Source organism: Streptomyces sp. NPDC051561 (assembly GCF_044454195.1).
In the GTDB taxonomy this organism is placed as follows: Bacteria; Actinomycetota; Actinomycetes; order Streptomycetales; family Streptomycetaceae; genus Streptomyces.
Map to the genome: position 1 here is coordinate 731,929 of NZ_JBITDM010000001.1, position 15,223 is coordinate 747,151.

The 15,223-nt window shown below is 70.8% G+C and carries 17 protein-coding genes; 9 read left to right on the forward strand and 8 right to left on the reverse strand.

Going from position 1 to position 15,223, the window contains the following annotated elements:
- Window positions 1-221: 221 nt before the first annotated feature.
- On the forward strand, window positions 222-2,531 hold the full coding sequence (locus tag ACIA73_RS03365) for an MMPL family transporter (protein WP_399436533.1): 2,310 nt from the start codon (window positions 222-224) through the stop codon (window positions 2,529-2,531).
- Here the strand turns inward: ACIA73_RS03365 and ACIA73_RS03370 are convergent.
- Complete coding sequence (locus ACIA73_RS03370; protein WP_399436534.1) at window positions 2,431-3,423, reverse strand: helix-turn-helix transcriptional regulator; 993 nt, start codon at window positions 3,421-3,423, stop codon at window positions 2,431-2,433. The genes ACIA73_RS03365 and ACIA73_RS03370 overlap by 101 nt on opposite strands.
- A gap of 181 nt (window positions 3,424-3,604) precedes the next feature.
- Here ACIA73_RS03370 and ACIA73_RS03375 point away from each other — a divergent pair, with 181 nt between their 5' ends.
- The 3 genes from ACIA73_RS03375 to ACIA73_RS03385 all read left to right on the forward strand — a co-directional run bounded on the left by ACIA73_RS03375 (window position 3,605) and on the right by ACIA73_RS03385 (window position 6,466).
- A complete protein-coding gene (locus ACIA73_RS03375) occupies window positions 3,605-4,882 on the forward strand; it encodes an MFS transporter (RefSeq protein WP_399436535.1) in 1,278 nt (425 codons plus the stop codon).
- 64 nt (window positions 4,883-4,946) lie between these two features.
- Window positions 4,947-5,990 (forward strand): zinc-binding dehydrogenase, encoded by a 1,044-nt coding sequence (locus ACIA73_RS03380; protein WP_399436536.1) that lies wholly within the window; start codon window positions 4,947-4,949, stop codon window positions 5,988-5,990.
- A gap of 62 nt (window positions 5,991-6,052) precedes the next feature.
- Entirely contained in the window at window positions 6,053-6,466 is a 414-nt protein-coding gene (locus ACIA73_RS03385; RefSeq protein ID WP_399436537.1) for a cupin domain-containing protein, read from the forward strand.
- A gap of 38 nt (window positions 6,467-6,504) precedes the next feature.
- Here the strand turns inward: ACIA73_RS03385 and ACIA73_RS03390 are convergent, their stop codons facing one another.
- Window positions 6,505-7,461, reverse strand: a complete 957-nt coding sequence (locus tag ACIA73_RS03390; RefSeq protein ID WP_399436538.1) for an aldo/keto reductase — start codon at window positions 7,459-7,461, stop codon at window positions 6,505-6,507.
- A gap of 110 nt (window positions 7,462-7,571) precedes the next feature.
- On the opposite strand from ACIA73_RS03390, the gene ACIA73_RS03395 reads away from it, so the two are divergent.
- Window positions 7,572-7,865, forward strand: a complete 294-nt coding sequence (locus tag ACIA73_RS03395) for a DUF1330 domain-containing protein (RefSeq protein ID WP_399436539.1) — start codon at window positions 7,572-7,574, stop codon at window positions 7,863-7,865.
- Here ACIA73_RS03395 and def read toward each other — a convergent pair.
- A complete protein-coding gene (gene def, locus ACIA73_RS03400; RefSeq protein ID WP_399436764.1) occupies window positions 7,846-8,475 on the reverse strand; it encodes a peptide deformylase in 630 nt (209 codons plus the stop codon). The two genes, ACIA73_RS03395 and def, sit on opposite strands and share 20 nt — an antisense overlap.
- 228 nt (window positions 8,476-8,703) lie before the next feature.
- Between def and ACIA73_RS03405 the strand changes: the two genes are divergently transcribed.
- On the forward strand, window positions 8,704-9,276 hold the full coding sequence (locus ACIA73_RS03405; RefSeq protein WP_399436540.1) for a helix-turn-helix domain-containing protein: 573 nt from the start codon (window positions 8,704-8,706) through the stop codon (window positions 9,274-9,276).
- Between the two features lie 117 nt (window positions 9,277-9,393).
- Here ACIA73_RS03405 and ACIA73_RS03410 read toward each other — a convergent pair whose 3' ends face one another.
- The 4 genes from ACIA73_RS03410 to ACIA73_RS03425 all read right to left on the reverse strand — a co-directional run bounded on the left by ACIA73_RS03410 (window position 9,394) and on the right by ACIA73_RS03425 (window position 12,310).
- On the reverse strand, window positions 9,394-9,912 hold the full coding sequence (locus tag ACIA73_RS03410) for a hypothetical protein (protein ID WP_399436541.1): 519 nt from the start codon (window positions 9,910-9,912) through the stop codon (window positions 9,394-9,396).
- A gap of 145 nt (window positions 9,913-10,057) precedes the next feature.
- The gene (locus ACIA73_RS03415; RefSeq protein ID WP_399436542.1) at window positions 10,058-11,194 is read right to left on the reverse strand and encodes an RNA polymerase sigma factor; all 1,137 of its coding nucleotides are present in this window, start codon (window positions 11,192-11,194) and stop codon (window positions 10,058-10,060) included.
- Window positions 11,195-11,230: 36 nt separating this feature from the next.
- The gene (locus tag ACIA73_RS03420) at window positions 11,231-11,638 is read right to left on the reverse strand and encodes a YciI family protein (protein ID WP_399436544.1); all 408 of its coding nucleotides are present in this window, start codon (window positions 11,636-11,638) and stop codon (window positions 11,231-11,233) included.
- Between the two features lie 183 nt (window positions 11,639-11,821).
- Window positions 11,822-12,310 carry a MarR family winged helix-turn-helix transcriptional regulator gene (locus ACIA73_RS03425; RefSeq protein WP_399436545.1) on the reverse strand — a complete coding sequence of 163 codons (489 nt, stop codon included), beginning with the start codon at window positions 12,308-12,310 and terminating at the stop codon, window positions 11,822-11,824.
- Between the two features lie 134 nt (window positions 12,311-12,444).
- On the opposite strand from ACIA73_RS03425, the gene ACIA73_RS03430 reads away from it, so the two are divergent.
- A complete protein-coding gene (locus ACIA73_RS03430) occupies window positions 12,445-12,858 on the forward strand; it encodes an organic hydroperoxide resistance protein (RefSeq protein ID WP_399436765.1) in 414 nt (137 codons plus the stop codon).
- 99 nt (window positions 12,859-12,957) lie between these two features.
- On the opposite strand, the gene ACIA73_RS03435 is transcribed toward ACIA73_RS03430, so the two are convergent.
- On the reverse strand, window positions 12,958-13,755 hold the full coding sequence (locus ACIA73_RS03435) for a hypothetical protein (protein WP_399436546.1): 798 nt from the start codon (window positions 13,753-13,755) through the stop codon (window positions 12,958-12,960).
- A gap of 112 nt (window positions 13,756-13,867) precedes the next feature.
- Between ACIA73_RS03435 and ACIA73_RS03440 the strand changes: the two genes are divergently transcribed.
- On the forward strand, window positions 13,868-14,401 hold the full coding sequence (locus ACIA73_RS03440) for an ATP-binding protein (RefSeq protein ID WP_399436547.1): 534 nt from the start codon (window positions 13,868-13,870) through the stop codon (window positions 14,399-14,401).
- A gap of 134 nt (window positions 14,402-14,535) precedes the next feature.
- Entirely contained in the window at window positions 14,536-15,216 is a 681-nt protein-coding gene (locus tag ACIA73_RS03445) for a HEAT repeat domain-containing protein (protein WP_399436549.1), read from the forward strand.
- The last annotated feature ends 7 nt before the right edge of the window (window positions 15,217-15,223 follow it).

Consider the following 15,223-nt stretch of genomic DNA (forward strand, 5'->3'; position numbering starts at 1 on the left):
GCACCGGGACCGGGGCCGGGGCCGGGGCCGGGACCGGGGCCGCCCCCCCCACCCCAGGACCACGGTCCCAGTCCCCCGCCACCGAAGGCCCCAGGTCCCCCCTCCGGATCATCCGTCGCCCCGACGCCCGCCCGCCCCCCGCCTGATGGTCTGGAAGCAGGCCGGAATCCCCCGGCAGACGTACCCGATCCGCATCCGAGGCCCGTCCACCGGAGGACACCGTGATCCGCGCCCTGACCAGGTACTCCACCACACACCCCTGGAAGGTGATCGCCCTCTGGGGGGTGCTGGGTGTGGTGCTCAGTGCCCTGACCCCGACCCTGATGGACCGTGTCACCCAGAGCCGGGCCGGGGACTTCCTGCCCCGGAGTTACGACTCGGCCGCCGCCCAGCACATCGCCCAGGAACAGTTCGGGGCGAACCCCGACGCCACCACCGTGACGGTGCTGGTCGCCCGGTCCGACGGCAAGGCTCTCACCGCCCCCGACCAGCAGAAGATCGCGGCCGGGGCGGCGAAGCTGGGACAGCGGCGGGTGGTGATGCCCCGGCAGGACGACGGGCCGCAGTTCCTGCTGCCGGACCGTTCCCAGACGCCCCGGGTCGCTCCGGCGGTGACGGCCCCCGACCGCAGTTTTCAGCTGCTGACCGTCGAACTGACCGGCAGCCCCACCGACAAGGGGGTCCAGGGGGTCTACCGGGCGTTCCGGGACGCCACCCGGACCCAGTTCTCCGAGGCCTCCCTGCGGACCGGCTTCACCGGGACCCTCGCGGAGAGCGTCGACACCACCGACAGCAACGGCACCGTCATCAAGGTCGCGGGCGGTCTCGCCGTCGGGCTGATCGTCCTGCTCAACGTGCTGGTGTTCCGCAGCGCACTCCTCGCCCTGCTGCCGCTGCTCGCCGTCGCGATGATCGGCTTCGTGGCGGTGGGGGCCGTCGCGGGCGGTGCGATGCTCACCGGGCGCAAACTCGACCCGGGCATCACGGACCTGATCAATGTGGTGCTGCTCGGCATCGGCCTCGACTACCTCCTCTTCCTGCTGTTCCGCTTCCGTGAGCAACTGCGCGAGCGGCCTGAGCAGTCCGCCCGTGAGGCGGCCGCGCAGGTCTCGGGGCGGGTGGGTACCGCGATCGCCTCCGCCGCCCTGACGATCGTGGCCGCGTTCGCCACACTGGGGGTGGCCACCTTCGGGCAGTTCCGGTCGATGGGCCCGGCGATCGCCCTCGCGGTACTGGTGATGCTGCTGGGCAGCCTCACCCTTCTTCCGGCGCTGCTCGCGGCGGCCGGGCGCAAGATGTTCTGGCCCTCCCGGACCTTCGACCGCGAGCCGCCCGAGGGGCGCGCCGCCCGCCTCGGCGACCTGGTCACCCGGCGCCCCCTCGCCCTGCTCACCGCCGCCGTCGCCCTGCTCGCCGCCCTGGCAGCCGGCCTGACCGGCATCCACATGGACTACGGCCGTGGCGACCCCGACACCAAGACCCCCGCCGCCACCACCGCCGCCGAAATCTCCCGCACCCTGCCCGCCGGAGTCTCCGACCCCACCAGCGTCTACGTCACCACCACCGACGGCAGCACCCTCACCACCACTCGCCTCGACGGCCTCCACCGCGCACTCCAGCAGGTCGAGGGGGTCGACCGGATCGCCCCGACCACCCTCAACAAGGACCACCGCGCCGCCCGCATCGACCTCTACCCGCACGCGGACCCCCGGACCCAGCAGGCCCGCGACCTCGCCGCCGGCCCCATCCGCAGCGCCGTCGCCCGCCACACCCCCGCCATGACCACGGTCCACGTGGGTGGCACCGCGGCCCTCTACGCCGACATCTCCACCGCCGTCGACCACGACCTGAAGACCGTGTTCCCGGTCGCGGCCGGACTCATCGCCCTCATCCTGCTGCTGCTCCTGCGCAGCCTGCTCGCCCCGGTCGTCCTGCTGCTCTCCGTCGGACTCGGCTTCGCCGCCACCCTCGGCGCCGCCACCCTCCTCTTCCAGCACGGCCTCGGCGAACCGGGCGTCAGCTACACCCTCCCCCTGGTCCTCTTCCTCTTCGTGGTGGCCCTCGGCACCGACTACAACATCCTGATCACCGACCGCATCCGCGAGGAAATGCGCCGGCCAGTCCCGGCCCGCTCCGCCGTGTCCCGCGCCGTACGCCACACCGCACCGGCCGTCGCCACCGCGGGCCTGGTCCTGGCCGCGTCCTTCGGCACCCTCGCCACCGCCCCCGGCAACGCGCAGATGGCCTTCGCGATGACCCTCGGCATCCTGCTCTCCGCCCTGGTCGTCTCCCTGGTGCTGGTCCCCGCCCTCGCCGCCCTCCTCGGGCGCGCCCTGTGGTGGCCGCTGCCCCGGAACCGGTCGGCTCAGGTCCCGCTGGCGCTGCCCCCGGTCCCGGCTCCTCCGTGGAGGCGAGCATCAGGTAACAGGCCTACGGGAGCCCGCCGTTGGACTCCACCTCACGGGCCCCCGGCCTCTCCGACTCCCCCGCCGTCGCCGTCGCCGTCGCCGCCAGGCTCGCCAGCAGCTTGAGGCGGTCCTCGGAGGTGCTGCCCGGTTCGGCGGTGTAGAAGGTCAGGTCGTGCACCGAACGGCTTGACGTGGGCAGGTCGAGGGACTGGTACGTCAACTCCAGGCGGCCCACCTCCGGATGCTGGAGGCGCTTGATCCCCTCGTGCCGGGTGCGGACGTCGTGCGCCGCCCACATGGTGCGGAACTCCGGGCTGAGCGTGGACAGTTCACCGATCAGCTCGCGCAGCGCACGGTCGTGCGGCTCGCGCCCTGCCTCGGCGCGCAGCAGCGCGACGGTGACCTGGGCGGCGTCCTCCCAGTCGACGAAGTAGTCCCGGGCAACGGGGTCGAGAAAGTGGAAGCGGGCGACGTTGGCGCGGCCCCGGTTGGCGCCGGCGGTCGCGCTCTCGAACATCGGCGCCTGCAGAGCCCGGGCGAGCGGGTTGGTGGCGACGACATCCATCCGCCCGTTGCGCACGAAGCCCGCCGACAGGCCCACCGAGTCCAGCAGCCACTGCACCGGCGGCGGCACCTCGACGTTCTTGCGCCGGGACGGGGCGCGGTGGGCGGGCCGGGCCGCACGAGCCAGATCGAAGAGGTACGTCGTCTCCGCCTCGTCCAGTTTCAGCGCCCGGGCCACCGCGTACAGCACGTCCTCCGACACCCCGCCGATGTGCCCCTTCTCCAACCGGGTGTACCACTCGGTGCTCACCCCGGCGAGTACGGCGACCTCCTCGCGACGCAGCCCCGGAACCCGGCGCCGGCCGCTGGTGGGCAGCCCGACCTGCTCCGGGGTGATCTTCGCGCGCCGGGTCGCGAGGAAGTCACGGATCTCGGTGCGGTGGTCGGCACGGGGGTCGCTGCCGGGGCCGGGGCGGGTGCCGGGGCCGGTGGGGTCGGGCTGCTGCTCCATGCAATCCACCGTAACCGGGCAAATCCGCTGAGGGAGGTTGAGTCTGTACCCCCCATAAGCCCGACCTTCCACACACGCGAAGAGGCCTGTTGTGTGGTTGTCCGTACGGGATTCACCCCGCACCCGATTCCTTCACCACCCGCTTCACCACCCGCTTCACCACCCGACGGAGTTCCTACCTATGACTACGCGAGGAGCAACCCTCCACGCACCCGCCGACGGCGTCTCCACGGCAGCCCCCGCAACGTCGCCGCGCCCCCGCCTCCCCCTCGTCGTGTACGTCATGGCGCTCGGCACCTTTCTGATGGGCACCACCGAGTTCGTGGTGGCGGGCCTGCTGCCGGAGATATCCGGTGACCTGGGCGTGAGCGTGGCCCAGGCCGGTCTGACCATCACGGTCTTCGCTATCGGCATGATCATCGGCGCTCCGGTGATGTCGATGCTGACACTGCGGATGCCGAGGCGACTGACGCTGATGCTCGCGCTGGGTGTCTACGCGGTCGGCCACGTCATCGTCGCGGTCAGCTCCAGCTTCACCCTCGTGCTGGCGGCCCGGTTCCTGACGGCGCTGGCCACCGGCGCGTTCTGGGCGGTGGCCAACGTGGTCGCCGCGCGCGCCGCCGGACCGGCCGCCGCCTCCCGAGCGCTGGGGCTGGTCGGGGCGGGCGGGATGCTCGCCAATGTGATCGGGGTGCCGGTCGGCGCGTACGCCGGGCAGCTGATGGGCTGGCGGGGTCCGTTCTGGGCGCTGGCCGTGCTGGCCCTGGCGTCCGTCGCGCTCATCGCCCGTACCGTTGCGCACGACGCCCCCGGCCAACAGGCCGTCTCCCTCCGCTCGGAGCTGACCGCCCTGCGCTCGGGACGCCTCCGGCTGACCCTGGCCGCCTGCGCCACCACCACCGGCGGCGTCCTGGCGACGTACTCCTACATCTCCCCCCTCCTCACCGACCGCGCGGGCATCTCCTCCGCCCTCGTCCCCCTGGTGCTGGTCGGTTTCGGTGTCGGCGCACTGTCCGGCTCGCTCGTCGGCGGCCGTCTCGGCGACGCCCGCCCGCACCTGACGACCCTCACGGCGGCCGTCGGCGCCACCGTCCTCCTCCTCGCGCTCACCCTCTTCGCAGGCTACGCGGCAGCCGCGATCGCCCTGGTCACCCTGCTGGGCTTCTTCGGCCTCGGCGCCAATCCGGTACTGATCTCGCTGGCCGTACGGTACGCGGGCCAGGCCCCCACCCTGGCTTCCGCGCTCACCGTCTCGGCCTTCAACCTGGGCACCGCCGTCGGCTCCTGGATCGCCGGAATCACCCTTACCTCCGCGCTCGGCACCACGGGCCCGGCCCTGGTCGGCACGGTCATCGCCGCCCTGACAGTGATCTCCACCACCGCGCTGGCCCTGATTCAGCGACGACGTTCGAGGGCATCTGTCCGAGATGCCCGGTACGCCGGACAGCAACAGATCTGACCCCTCCCGCAACCCCCTCAGACCCCTCCCGCACCCCCTCCTCGTCTGAACCCGGAGCACTCCCATGCGCGCAACCCTCATGTACGGCGCCGGTGACGTCCGCATCGAGAACGTCCCCGACCCCTCCCTCAAGCACCCCACCGACGCACTGGTCCGGATCACCGCCTCCTGTGTCTGCGGCAGCGACCTGCACCCGTACAGCTCCATGAAGCCGGAGGACGGCCCGGCCCGGATGGGCCACGAGTTCATCGGCATCGTCGAGGAGACCGGCTCGGAGGTCACCACCCTGCGGCGCGGCGACCTGGTCGTCGCCCCCTTCGCCATCTCCGACAACACCTGTCTCTTCTGCCGCGAGGGCCTGCACACCTCCTGCGCCCACCCCCAGGCCAACTTCTGGGACGGCGAGGCCGAGGAGGGCGGTCAGGCGGAAGCGGTACGTGTGCCGCTCGCCGACGGCACCCTCGTCAAACTCCCCGTCGCCCCCGACTCCACCCTCATCCCCTCCCTCCTCACCCTCTCCGACGTCCTCGGCACCGGTCACCACGCCGCCGTCATGGGCGGCGTCAACGCCCGCACCTCCGTCACCGTCATCGGTGACGGCGCGGTAGGCCTGATGGCAGTCCTCGCCGCCAAGCGCCTCGGTGCCGAACAGATCGTCCTGATGGGCCGCCACACCTCCCGCACCGACCTCGGCCGCTCCTTCGGCGCCACCGACGTCATCGCCACACGCGGCGAGGAAGGCATCGAAGCGGTCCGCGCCCTCACCAACGGCCACGGCACCCACGTCACCCTCGAAGCCGTCGGCCACATGCCCGCCTACCAGCAGGCCATCGGCGTCACCCGCCCCGGCGGCATCATCAGCCGCGTCGGCGTCCCCCAGTACGAAGAAGCCCCGATCGGCTTCAGCAGCCTCTTCCGCCACAACATCCGCCTGGCCGGCGGCCCCGCCCCGGTCCGCGCCTACATCGAGGAGCTGATGCCCGACATCCTCGACGGCACCCTCACCCCCGGCCGCGTCTTCGACGCCACCACCGACCTCGACGGCGTACCGGCCGCCTACCAGTCCATGGCGGACCGCGAAACCCTGAAGGCCCTGGTCACGCCGTAACCCTGGCATCCCCGCCGGCGCCCGCACACCTCTCTCCAGACCAAGGAAAGCAACCCGTACCCATGGAACACATCACCTCCACCCCCACCGCCAAGGCCCCCGCCGAGCGCTTCACCGGTGACGTCTACCTCAACCCGATCGAAGCCCCCTCCGACCCGGCCCACCTGGTCGCCGCCCTGGTCCGCTTCACCCCCGGCGCCCGTACCAACTGGCACTCCCACGCCAAGGGCCAGACCCTCCACCTCACCGACGGCATCGGCCTGGTCGGCACCCGCGACGGCGACGTCGTGCTGGCGAGCGCCGGTCAGACGGTCAAGTGCCCGCCCGGCGAGGAGCACTGGCACGGGGCCACCGACACCACGCTCATGGCCCACCTCGCCATGCTGGTCGGCGACGAGAACGGCGACGGCACCACCTGGCTGGAGCCGGTCACCGACGAGCAGTACGCCGCAGCACTGAAGTCCGTCGGCCGCTGAACAAAAGAACTGACACAGCCTCACCTCAGGCGCGGCCCTCAAATCCCCTGTCGGTGAAGGGAGTTCAGGCGGTCCAGCTGATCCCCGGAGAGCTGGACCGCCCCGGCGGCCACATTGGCCTCCAGGTGCGCCACCTTGCTCGTCCCCGGAATGACCAGCACATGAGGCCCCTGGTGCAGCGCCCACGCCAGCCGCAGCTGCGCCGCACTCACGCCCTGCTCCCGCGCGACCTCAAGCACCTCTTCCGCCTCGCCGTCCCCGGCGCCCGCCTCCCTCCCGGAGCCGGCGATCGAGTAGAACGGCACAAAAGCGATCCCCTGCTCCCCACAGGTCCGCACCAGCTCCTCGTACTCCGGCCGCATTCCGATGCCGTACGGGTTCTGTACGCAGACCACGGGGGCTATCTGCTGGGCCTCCGCGAGCTGTCCGACGGTGATGTTGGAGAGGCCGAGGTGACGGATGAGGCCGGCCTCGCGCAGTTCGGCGAGTGCGCCGAAGCGCTCCGCGATCGAATCGTCGCCCGCCACCCTCAGATTGACCACATCGAGGTGGTCGCGGCCGAGCTGGCGCAGGTTCTCCTCCACCTGTCCGCGCAGGGCCCGCGGGGTACGGGCATGGCCCGCCCACTCCCCCTCGGCGTCCCGGGCGGGCCCGACCTTGGTGGTGATCACCAGGTCGTCGGAGTAGGGCCCGAGCGCCCGGTTGATGAGTTCGTTGGCGGAACGCAGCGGCGAGAAGTAGAAGGCGGCGGTGTCGAGGTGGTTCACACCGAGCTCAACCGCCCGCCGCAGCACGCCGATCGCCTGCTCCCGGTCCCCCGAAACCGCACCGGCGATCAGGGCTTCGCCGGTCTGCGGCAACCGCATCGTGCCGAACCCGATCCGGTTGACCTCCAGGTCACCGAGCTTCCAGGTGCCCGCTACGGCCGCACTGAGCGTTTTAGAACGAAGCGTTTCCGGACCGAGCGTTTGCGAACCGAGCGTTTCTGAGGTCATGCCCCAGATGATCGCCGCATCCGGTCCACCTCGGCAAGCAATTGCCTCGGCAACCAACCAGTTACTCTCTCACGACCATCCGATGTGCTCTCACGAACACTGGAGGCTCCATGCCCAAGGCCTACTGGGTCAGTGCCTACCGCACCATTTCCGACCCGGAGAAGCTGGCCGCCTACAGCAAGCTGGCCGGCCCGGCCGTCCAGCTCAGGGGCGGGCGGGTCCTCGCCCGTGGCGGCCGGGTCGCCGCATACGACGCCGGAATCGCCGAGCGCACCGTCCTGATCGAGTTCGACAGCTTCGAGCAGGCCCTCGCGGCACACGAGAGCGAGACCTACCAGGAGGCGCTGGCCGTCCTCTCCGACGGCGTAGAGCGCGATTTCCGCATCATCGAGGGCCTGGACTGACACCCAGCTCCTTCGCCCGAGCCGCCCGCCTGGCGAACGTCGCCTCCTTGGCCTCCTCCATCTCCCGGAGGGCGGACTTCCGTTCGCGCTGGGCGAGCCGGTCCAGGTAGAGGTGGCCGTTCAGGTGGTCCGTCTCGTGCTGGAGGCAGCGGGCGAAGTACCCCCTGCCCTCGATGACCAGGGGGTTGCCGTCCTTGGTTTGGCCGCGTACGACCGTACGGTCGAGCCGTGACACCATCCGGTACGGGCCGGGCACCGACAGGCACCCCTCCGACTCCTCGACCAACTCCCGCTGCTCCGTGGGTACTTCGTCGAGTACGGGGTTGATGATGTGCCCCACGTGCCGTACCCCCCAGTCGTCCGGCATGTCCCACATGAACACCCGCAGGTCCACACCGATCTGGTTGGCGGCGAGTCCGGCACCGTTGGCCGCCGCGTTGGTGGTGAACATGTCATCGATCAGCGTGGACAGTTCCGGGGTGCCGAATTCCGTGACCTCCCGGCACCTGCGCCGCAGGATCTCCTCCCCCACCACGGTGATGCGGCGCACCGCACCCCGCTCGACCTCGGGCGCGAGCCGCGGAAAGGAGTCAACAGGCTCCCCCAGCACCCGCACCCGCCGATCCCGCGAAGGGTCCCGAGAGGGGTCCGGGGAAGAGCCCGAAGAGTCCCCCGACGAGCCTTCCGAAGAGGCGCCCCCAGCCCGAAATGCCCCAACTCCCATGGAATACCAGCGCCTTCCGCACATGCCTCACGGGGCCGGGATCGCGGGCATCCACCCCGACCGCCCCACCGGCGAGCTTGACCGAACACTTTGCAAAGTAGCACCCTTTGCAAAATGACCGACGAAGAGCTCCCCCCTTCTCCCCTGCCCCAACCCCCGCCCCCCTTCCGCCCGTTGCAACACCGCGCCCCGCAGCCCCTCCCCGATCACCCGCTGCGCCTCGCCCTCCTCGACCTGCTGGCCGAAACCGGCACTCTCACTTCCACCCAGGCCGCCGCCCACCTCGGCCACAGCTCCGGCCTCTGCTCCTTCCACCTGCGCCAGCTCGCCCGCCACGGCCTCATCGAGGAAGCCCCCAACACCGACGGGCGCGCCCGCCCCTGGCAACTCCGCTGGAACACCGCACAGGCCGACGCCCCCTCCCCCGCCCTCCACCACGACCTGGAGGACGAGAGCTTCCGGCACTGGCTCGCCCACCGCGACCGGGCCCCTGCCGCATGGCAGCGCGACGAGTCCTTCAGCGCCGTACTCCACCTCACCCCGGCCGAAATGGCCGAACTCGGCACATCCCTCCGCGCCCTGCTCGCCCCCTATCGCGACCGCGAGTCCGACCCCGGGGCGCCGCTCCCCGCCGATGCGACTGCCGTGGCCGCGGTCACCCGCCTGTTCCCGCTACTGGCACGCTGAGAACCTGTGCCACATTGCTCAGACAGGCAGGCGGTGCAGTCCGTGACGACCCACCGCCTTTTCGGGCACACTGCCTGTGTGGGTATTAACGGATCGAATTCGGATGCGGAGCGCACTTCAGCAGAAGGCGCGGCTGACGATCGAGAACGCCGAGCCGACGACCGAGAAGGTGCGGCCGACGACCGAGAACGCCAAGCCGACCAACGAGAAGGCGCGGCCGACGACCGAGAACGCCAAGCCGACCAACGAGAGGGGCTGCTGGACAAGCAGGCTCGCGAGCTGGGGCAGGCCGTGCCCGCAGTGCGGCAGCGTTCCTATCAGGCGATCGAGCGGGCCCGGCAGCTGATGCACGGTAGTTACGCTCGGCTGAACCGCGGTAAAGAGGCGCTGCACCGCGCGGACGCGCGCGACGGAAGAGAACAGCGTGCCATCGATGACGAGGTATCGGGTTCGAGTGAGCGCCAACAGCGCGAAGGGCCTTCGGACCGCCAGGTTCTGGAGACCAGGGTATTGCGACTGCAGGAGCAGCTGTCGCCCGTAGCGTCCGCGCTGAGAGCCACCCAGGAGAAACTGGCTGCCGAGTACGAGCGCCTTGCCCACGAACAGCCCGGCCAGGCGGATGAGCTGCGGCAACACGCTGAAAGGGCTCGTCGTGCGGCGGCCCGCTTGCGCGCCGCTGAGCCGAACAATGGTGAGGACCTCGGCTGAGGAGCTGCGCCGCGAACTCCCAAGCAACTCCCTTACCCTGCAACCTCATTGACCCGCCGTCCGGCACCTCCCCTCACCCGGAGTTGAGCCGGGCCGCCTGCCGGGTCAGATGGTCGCGCTCGGCGAGGTTGGCCGCCTGGTGGGCCGCCTCGGAATACAGCCGGGCCGCCGTCGCCAGATCACCGTCGCGCTCGTGGAGGTACGCCGCCACCGCGGTGTACCGGGGCAGTGCGGCGTCCAGTGCCGCGAGCGCCGCCAGGCCGGCGCGCGGCCCGTCGGCCTCACCGACGGCGACCGCGCGGTTGAGCCGTACGACCGGACTGTCGGTCAGACGGGCGAGCTCGTCGTACCACTCGACGATCTGCACCCAGTCGGTCTCCCCGGCGGTGGGAGCGTCCGCGTGCAGCGCCGCGATGGCGGCCTGCGCCTGGAACTCCCCCAGCCGGTCGCGGGCGAGCGCCACCTGGAGGATGTCGACCCCCTCGGCGATCACCGCGGTGTCCCACCGCTTGCGGTCCTGTGAGACGAGCGGCACCAGGCTGCCGTCGGGCGCGGTACGGGCGGCGCGCCGCGCATGGTGCAGCAGCATCAGCGCGAGCAGCCCCGCCACCTCGGGGTGATCGATCGCGGCCGCGAGCCGGCGGGTGAGGCGGATCGCCTCGGCGGCGAGGTCGACGTCACCCGAGTACCCCTCGTTGAAGACCAGATAGAGGACGCGCAGCACGGTGGCGACCTCACCGGGCCGCTCGAACCGCACCCCGGAGACCGTCCGCTTCGCCCGGCTGATCCGCTGTGCCATGGTCGCCTCCGGCACCAGATAGGCCGCGGCGATCTGTCGAGTGGTCAGCCCGCCGACGGCGCGCAGGGTCAGCGCGACCGCCGAGGCGGGCGTCAGCGACGGGTGCGCACAGAGGAAGTACAGCTGGAGCGTGTCGTCCACGGCGGGTACGGAACCGGGCCCCGGCTCCTCCTCGACGAGGTCCTCCCGCCGCCGCCGGGCGGCATCCGCCCGCGTCGCATCGAGAAACCGCCGCCAGGCCACCGTGACCAGCCAGCCCTTCGCATCCCTCGGCGGATCCTCGGGCCACACCCGGACCGCCTCGATCAGCGCCTCCTGCACGGCATCCTCGGCCGCCGCGAAATCAGCTCCGCGGCGGACGAGGATGCCCAGCACACCTGGCGTGAGGCTCCGCAGCAGAACCTCATCCACGAAGAGCCACCGCCTTTCCCGCCACTCCCCGACAGCTCATTCCGTGATGGTGGGCGGCTCGGTCAGGAACGGGCGCAGCTCCAGCCACTCGTGAATCGGCTCCCCTCCCGCGCCGGGCGCCGCCGACAGCTCCCCGGCCAGCTCGACGGCCCGCTCGTAGCTGTCGACGTCGATCACCATCCACCCCGCGATCAGGTCCTTGGTCTCGGCGAACGGACCATCGGTGACCGGCGGCCGGCCCTCACCGTCGTACCTGACGAACGTCCCCTCGGGAGCGAGCGCCTGCCCGTCGACGAACTCCCCGGTCCTCTCCAGCCGCGCCGCGAAGTCCTGCATGTACTGCACATGCGCCGAGATCTCGTCAGGCGTCCACTTCTCCATCGGCACGCAGTTCACCGCGGTCGGGGCGCCACGGTAGTGCTTCAGCAGCAGGTACTTGGCCATGATGGTTCTCCTCGGTCCTGGTGCGGCCCATTGTGGCCGCCTTCACCCCGAGGACGGAGCCGATCACGGGTTCTCGACATCCCCACCAGATCTTTTTTCCGGTACGTCGTCCCAGCACGTTTCCGGTACGTCGTCCCACCACGACCGCCCCTTGCCGAACCCCCGCCCGGGCACCCCGCCCCCTCAATCACGCCATGAACCCTCGTCCTGGACGGCCGCGTCGAGCGCGGCGGTGAGCCGGTCGAGGCGCTCCTGCAGTGCGCCGATCTCCTCAAGCTCGAAGCCTGTCGCGTTGGCGAACCGGCGCGGTACGTCCAGCGCGCGGTCGCGCAGCCCGGCGCCCTCCTCGGTCAGTCGCACCTGGACGGAGCGTTCGTCCTGCGCGCTGCGCTCACGGCGGACCAGGCCGGCCGCTTCCAGCCGCTTGATCAGCGGGGAGAGGGTGCCCGAGTCCGAGCGGAGATGCTCGCCGAGCTGTTTGACCGACTGGTCCCCCCGCTCCCACAGCACCAGCATCACCAGGTACTGCGGGTAGGTGAGCCCGAGGTCCTTGAGGACGACGCGGTAGAGGCTCTTCACGGCGCGGGTGGACGCGTCCAGGGAGAAGCAGACCTGGCGGTCCAGACGGAGCCATTCCAGGTCGGCGGCTGGGGTGGTCGGCGGGTTGGTCATGGGTCCAGGGTACCTCTTGCGTTACATTGAGTTGTGCACAATTTAAATGTGTGCTCCAATTATGACTCCGAAGGTGGACGGGCGGGAATCGCCGGTTCACTGCTCACTCCGCGACCCCGAACGGGATGATCTCCATGGACGCGCTCTACACCGCCGTTGCCACCGCCACGCACGGCCGCGACGGCCGCACCGTCTCCTCCGACGGCAGGATCGACCTCGAACTGGCCCCTCCGGTGGAGCTCGGCGGCAACGGCCAGGGCACCAACCCGGAGCAGCTCTTCGCCGCCGGTTACGCCGCCTGCTTCGGCAGCGCGCTCGGCCTCGTCGGGCGCCGGGCGAACGCCGATGTCAGCGACGCCGCCGTGACCGCAGAGGTCGGCATCGGCAAGGAGGGCGAGGGCTTCGGACTGAAGGTGACGCTCCGCGTCGAGTTGCCGGACACGGTCGACGAGGCCACCGGCCGCGAGCTGGTCGAGGCCGCCCACCAGGTCTGCCCGTACTCCAACGCCACCCGTGGCAACATCGCGGTCGACCTGGTCATCGAGTAGCCAGGACCTCCCCGCCCCGCACCTCGCTCCCCGCCCCTCGATGGCGCGCCGGGCGCGGGGAGCGGGTGATGGCGCGCCGGGCGCGGGGGCCTCGACCTCTCAGAGCGCGAGCACCGGCCTGGTGGTGAAGTCGTCGTAGAGGTAGACACCATCGGGCCCGTAGGCGACTTCGGCCATCGAGGGGTTGCGGTTGGCCGTGGCGAGCGACAGCCACATCAGCAGGCTTCCGTATCCCCCGCACACCGACCCGCCGCCGTCGCCGCCGTGCACCGCGGTGACGTCGCTGGACAGCTCGACGCTGTAGGTGTCGTGGGCAATACGCAGGCCGAGAGCGCTCAGCTCCTCGTGCGGCCCGGTTTCGTCCTCGTACGGGATGCGGTCGAGGGGGCACTCGTTCCCCCAGCGGAAGAGTGTGTCCGCGCCGGCCCCGCACGCGTGCTCCCACTCGTCCGCGCTCGGCATCCGCAGACCCCGTACGGCCAGGACCGCGGGTATCTCGTCGGGCGCCACGCCCAGATTCTCGCCCTCCACCGCCATGAGTACGGCGCCCGGCGTGACGCGTCGGCGCGCACTGAGCACCCGCGCGAGATGAGTGCGCAGGTCGGGCCCGGCACCGTGCCCCTCCTTCCGGCTCTCCGCGTAGTCGGCGGCCTGCCCGGGGGCAGGTTGCCAGGTGTCGGGGTCGAAGCCGAGCATGACGGTCCCGCCGGGTACCAGCGCGAACTCCTGTCCCTCCCGCTCGATCCGGACCCGGTGCAGCGGAAGGCCGAGATGCTCGACGGTCTCGACGGCGGACACCCGGCCGCCCGCGAACTCGGCGACTTCGGCGGCGAGTTGACGCGCGGCAGGCAGTTCGAAGGAGCGCCACCGTTCAAGGGTGAGGTCAGCGAGTGACATAACCGCAGTGTGACACCCGGGTCTGACAATCAACGGCCGCTGCCGGGCCCCCGGCCCCGCCGGGACCGGGCACTCCCCCTCGCCACGGCCGACACAGCGGTACCGTCGGTCCATGATCGTATGGCTCAATGGCACCCACGGCGCGGGCAAGACGACGACCAGCGCCCTCGTACAGCAACTGATCCCGGATTCCCGGGTGTTCGACGCCGAGAAGGTCGGCGAAACGCTGATGGACATCAAGCCTGCGCTGCCCTGGACGGGCAACTTCCAGCACTGGCCGCCATGGCGCCCCCTCGTCGTCGAGACCGCCCGCCGGGTACTCGACTACACCGGCGGCACCCTGGTGATGCCCATGACGGTCCTGGTCGAGCAGTACTGGCGTGAGATCAGCGCTGGTCTCGCCCAGCACGCCATCCCCGTAAGGCACTTCGTCCTTCACGCCGACCAGGACACCCTCCGCGGGCGCATCGAGGGAGACACCGTCCTCGGCCCCTCCCAGTTCCGGCTCGACTACCTGGAGCCTTACGCCGAAGCGTCCCGGACCTGGCTGCACAGCGAGGCCGAGGTCATCGACACCACGCACCTCACGCCCGCCCAGGCCGCCCGGCAGATCGCCGACACCGCTCTCGCGGCGAACCCGGCCTGACAGCCAACCAGGCTTGACTGCGAACCCGGCCCGACTGCGAACCCGGCCCGACAGCCAACCAGGCTCGATTGCGAACCCGGCTTGACCTTGACACGGTGACAAGGTTTTCACTGCTTGCCGAGGAGGTGATCCCCATGGCGATCACACAGCAGGACACCGACCAGGACACCGACGCGGTACGCGCGCTCCAAGCACTGGAGGACGACCGTTCGTCCGTACGACTGCGGGCGGCGATGGCGGTCGGCACCGCACCCGACCCCCGCTTCGTCGGCAAGCTCATCGAGCGCAGCGCGATCGAGCCCGAGTTCTTCGTCCGCGACATGCTGACCTGGGCACTCACCCGGCATCCAACGGCCCTGACGCTCCCCGAACTGATCCGCGAGGTCCGCTCGGACCGTGTACAGGCGCGGAGCCAGGCGCTGCACACCCTGTCCAAGATCGGGGACCGGCAGGCCTGGCCGGTGATCACCCGGGCGCTGCTGTCCGACGCCGACGACTCCGTGGCCCGGAGCGCCTGGCGGGCCGCGGTCGTCCTCGTGCCCGAGGGCGAGGAGTCCGAACTGGCTGTGGCCCTGGCGACCCAGTTCGGCCGCGGTGAGCGCGAGACACAGCTGAGTCTCAGCCGGGCGCTGGTCGCTCTGGGCGAAATAATCGTGCCTGCTCTGCGTGCGGCGACATCGGCCCAAGACCCGGGCGTACGCGCACATGCGCTCGCCACTCAGCAGTTGCTGCGCGACCCGGACCTCGGATTCGGCTTCGCGATCGAGGAGGCGAAGCGCGTCGTGGCACTCGGCGGGTCGGGCCAGGAGGGATGAACAGGAC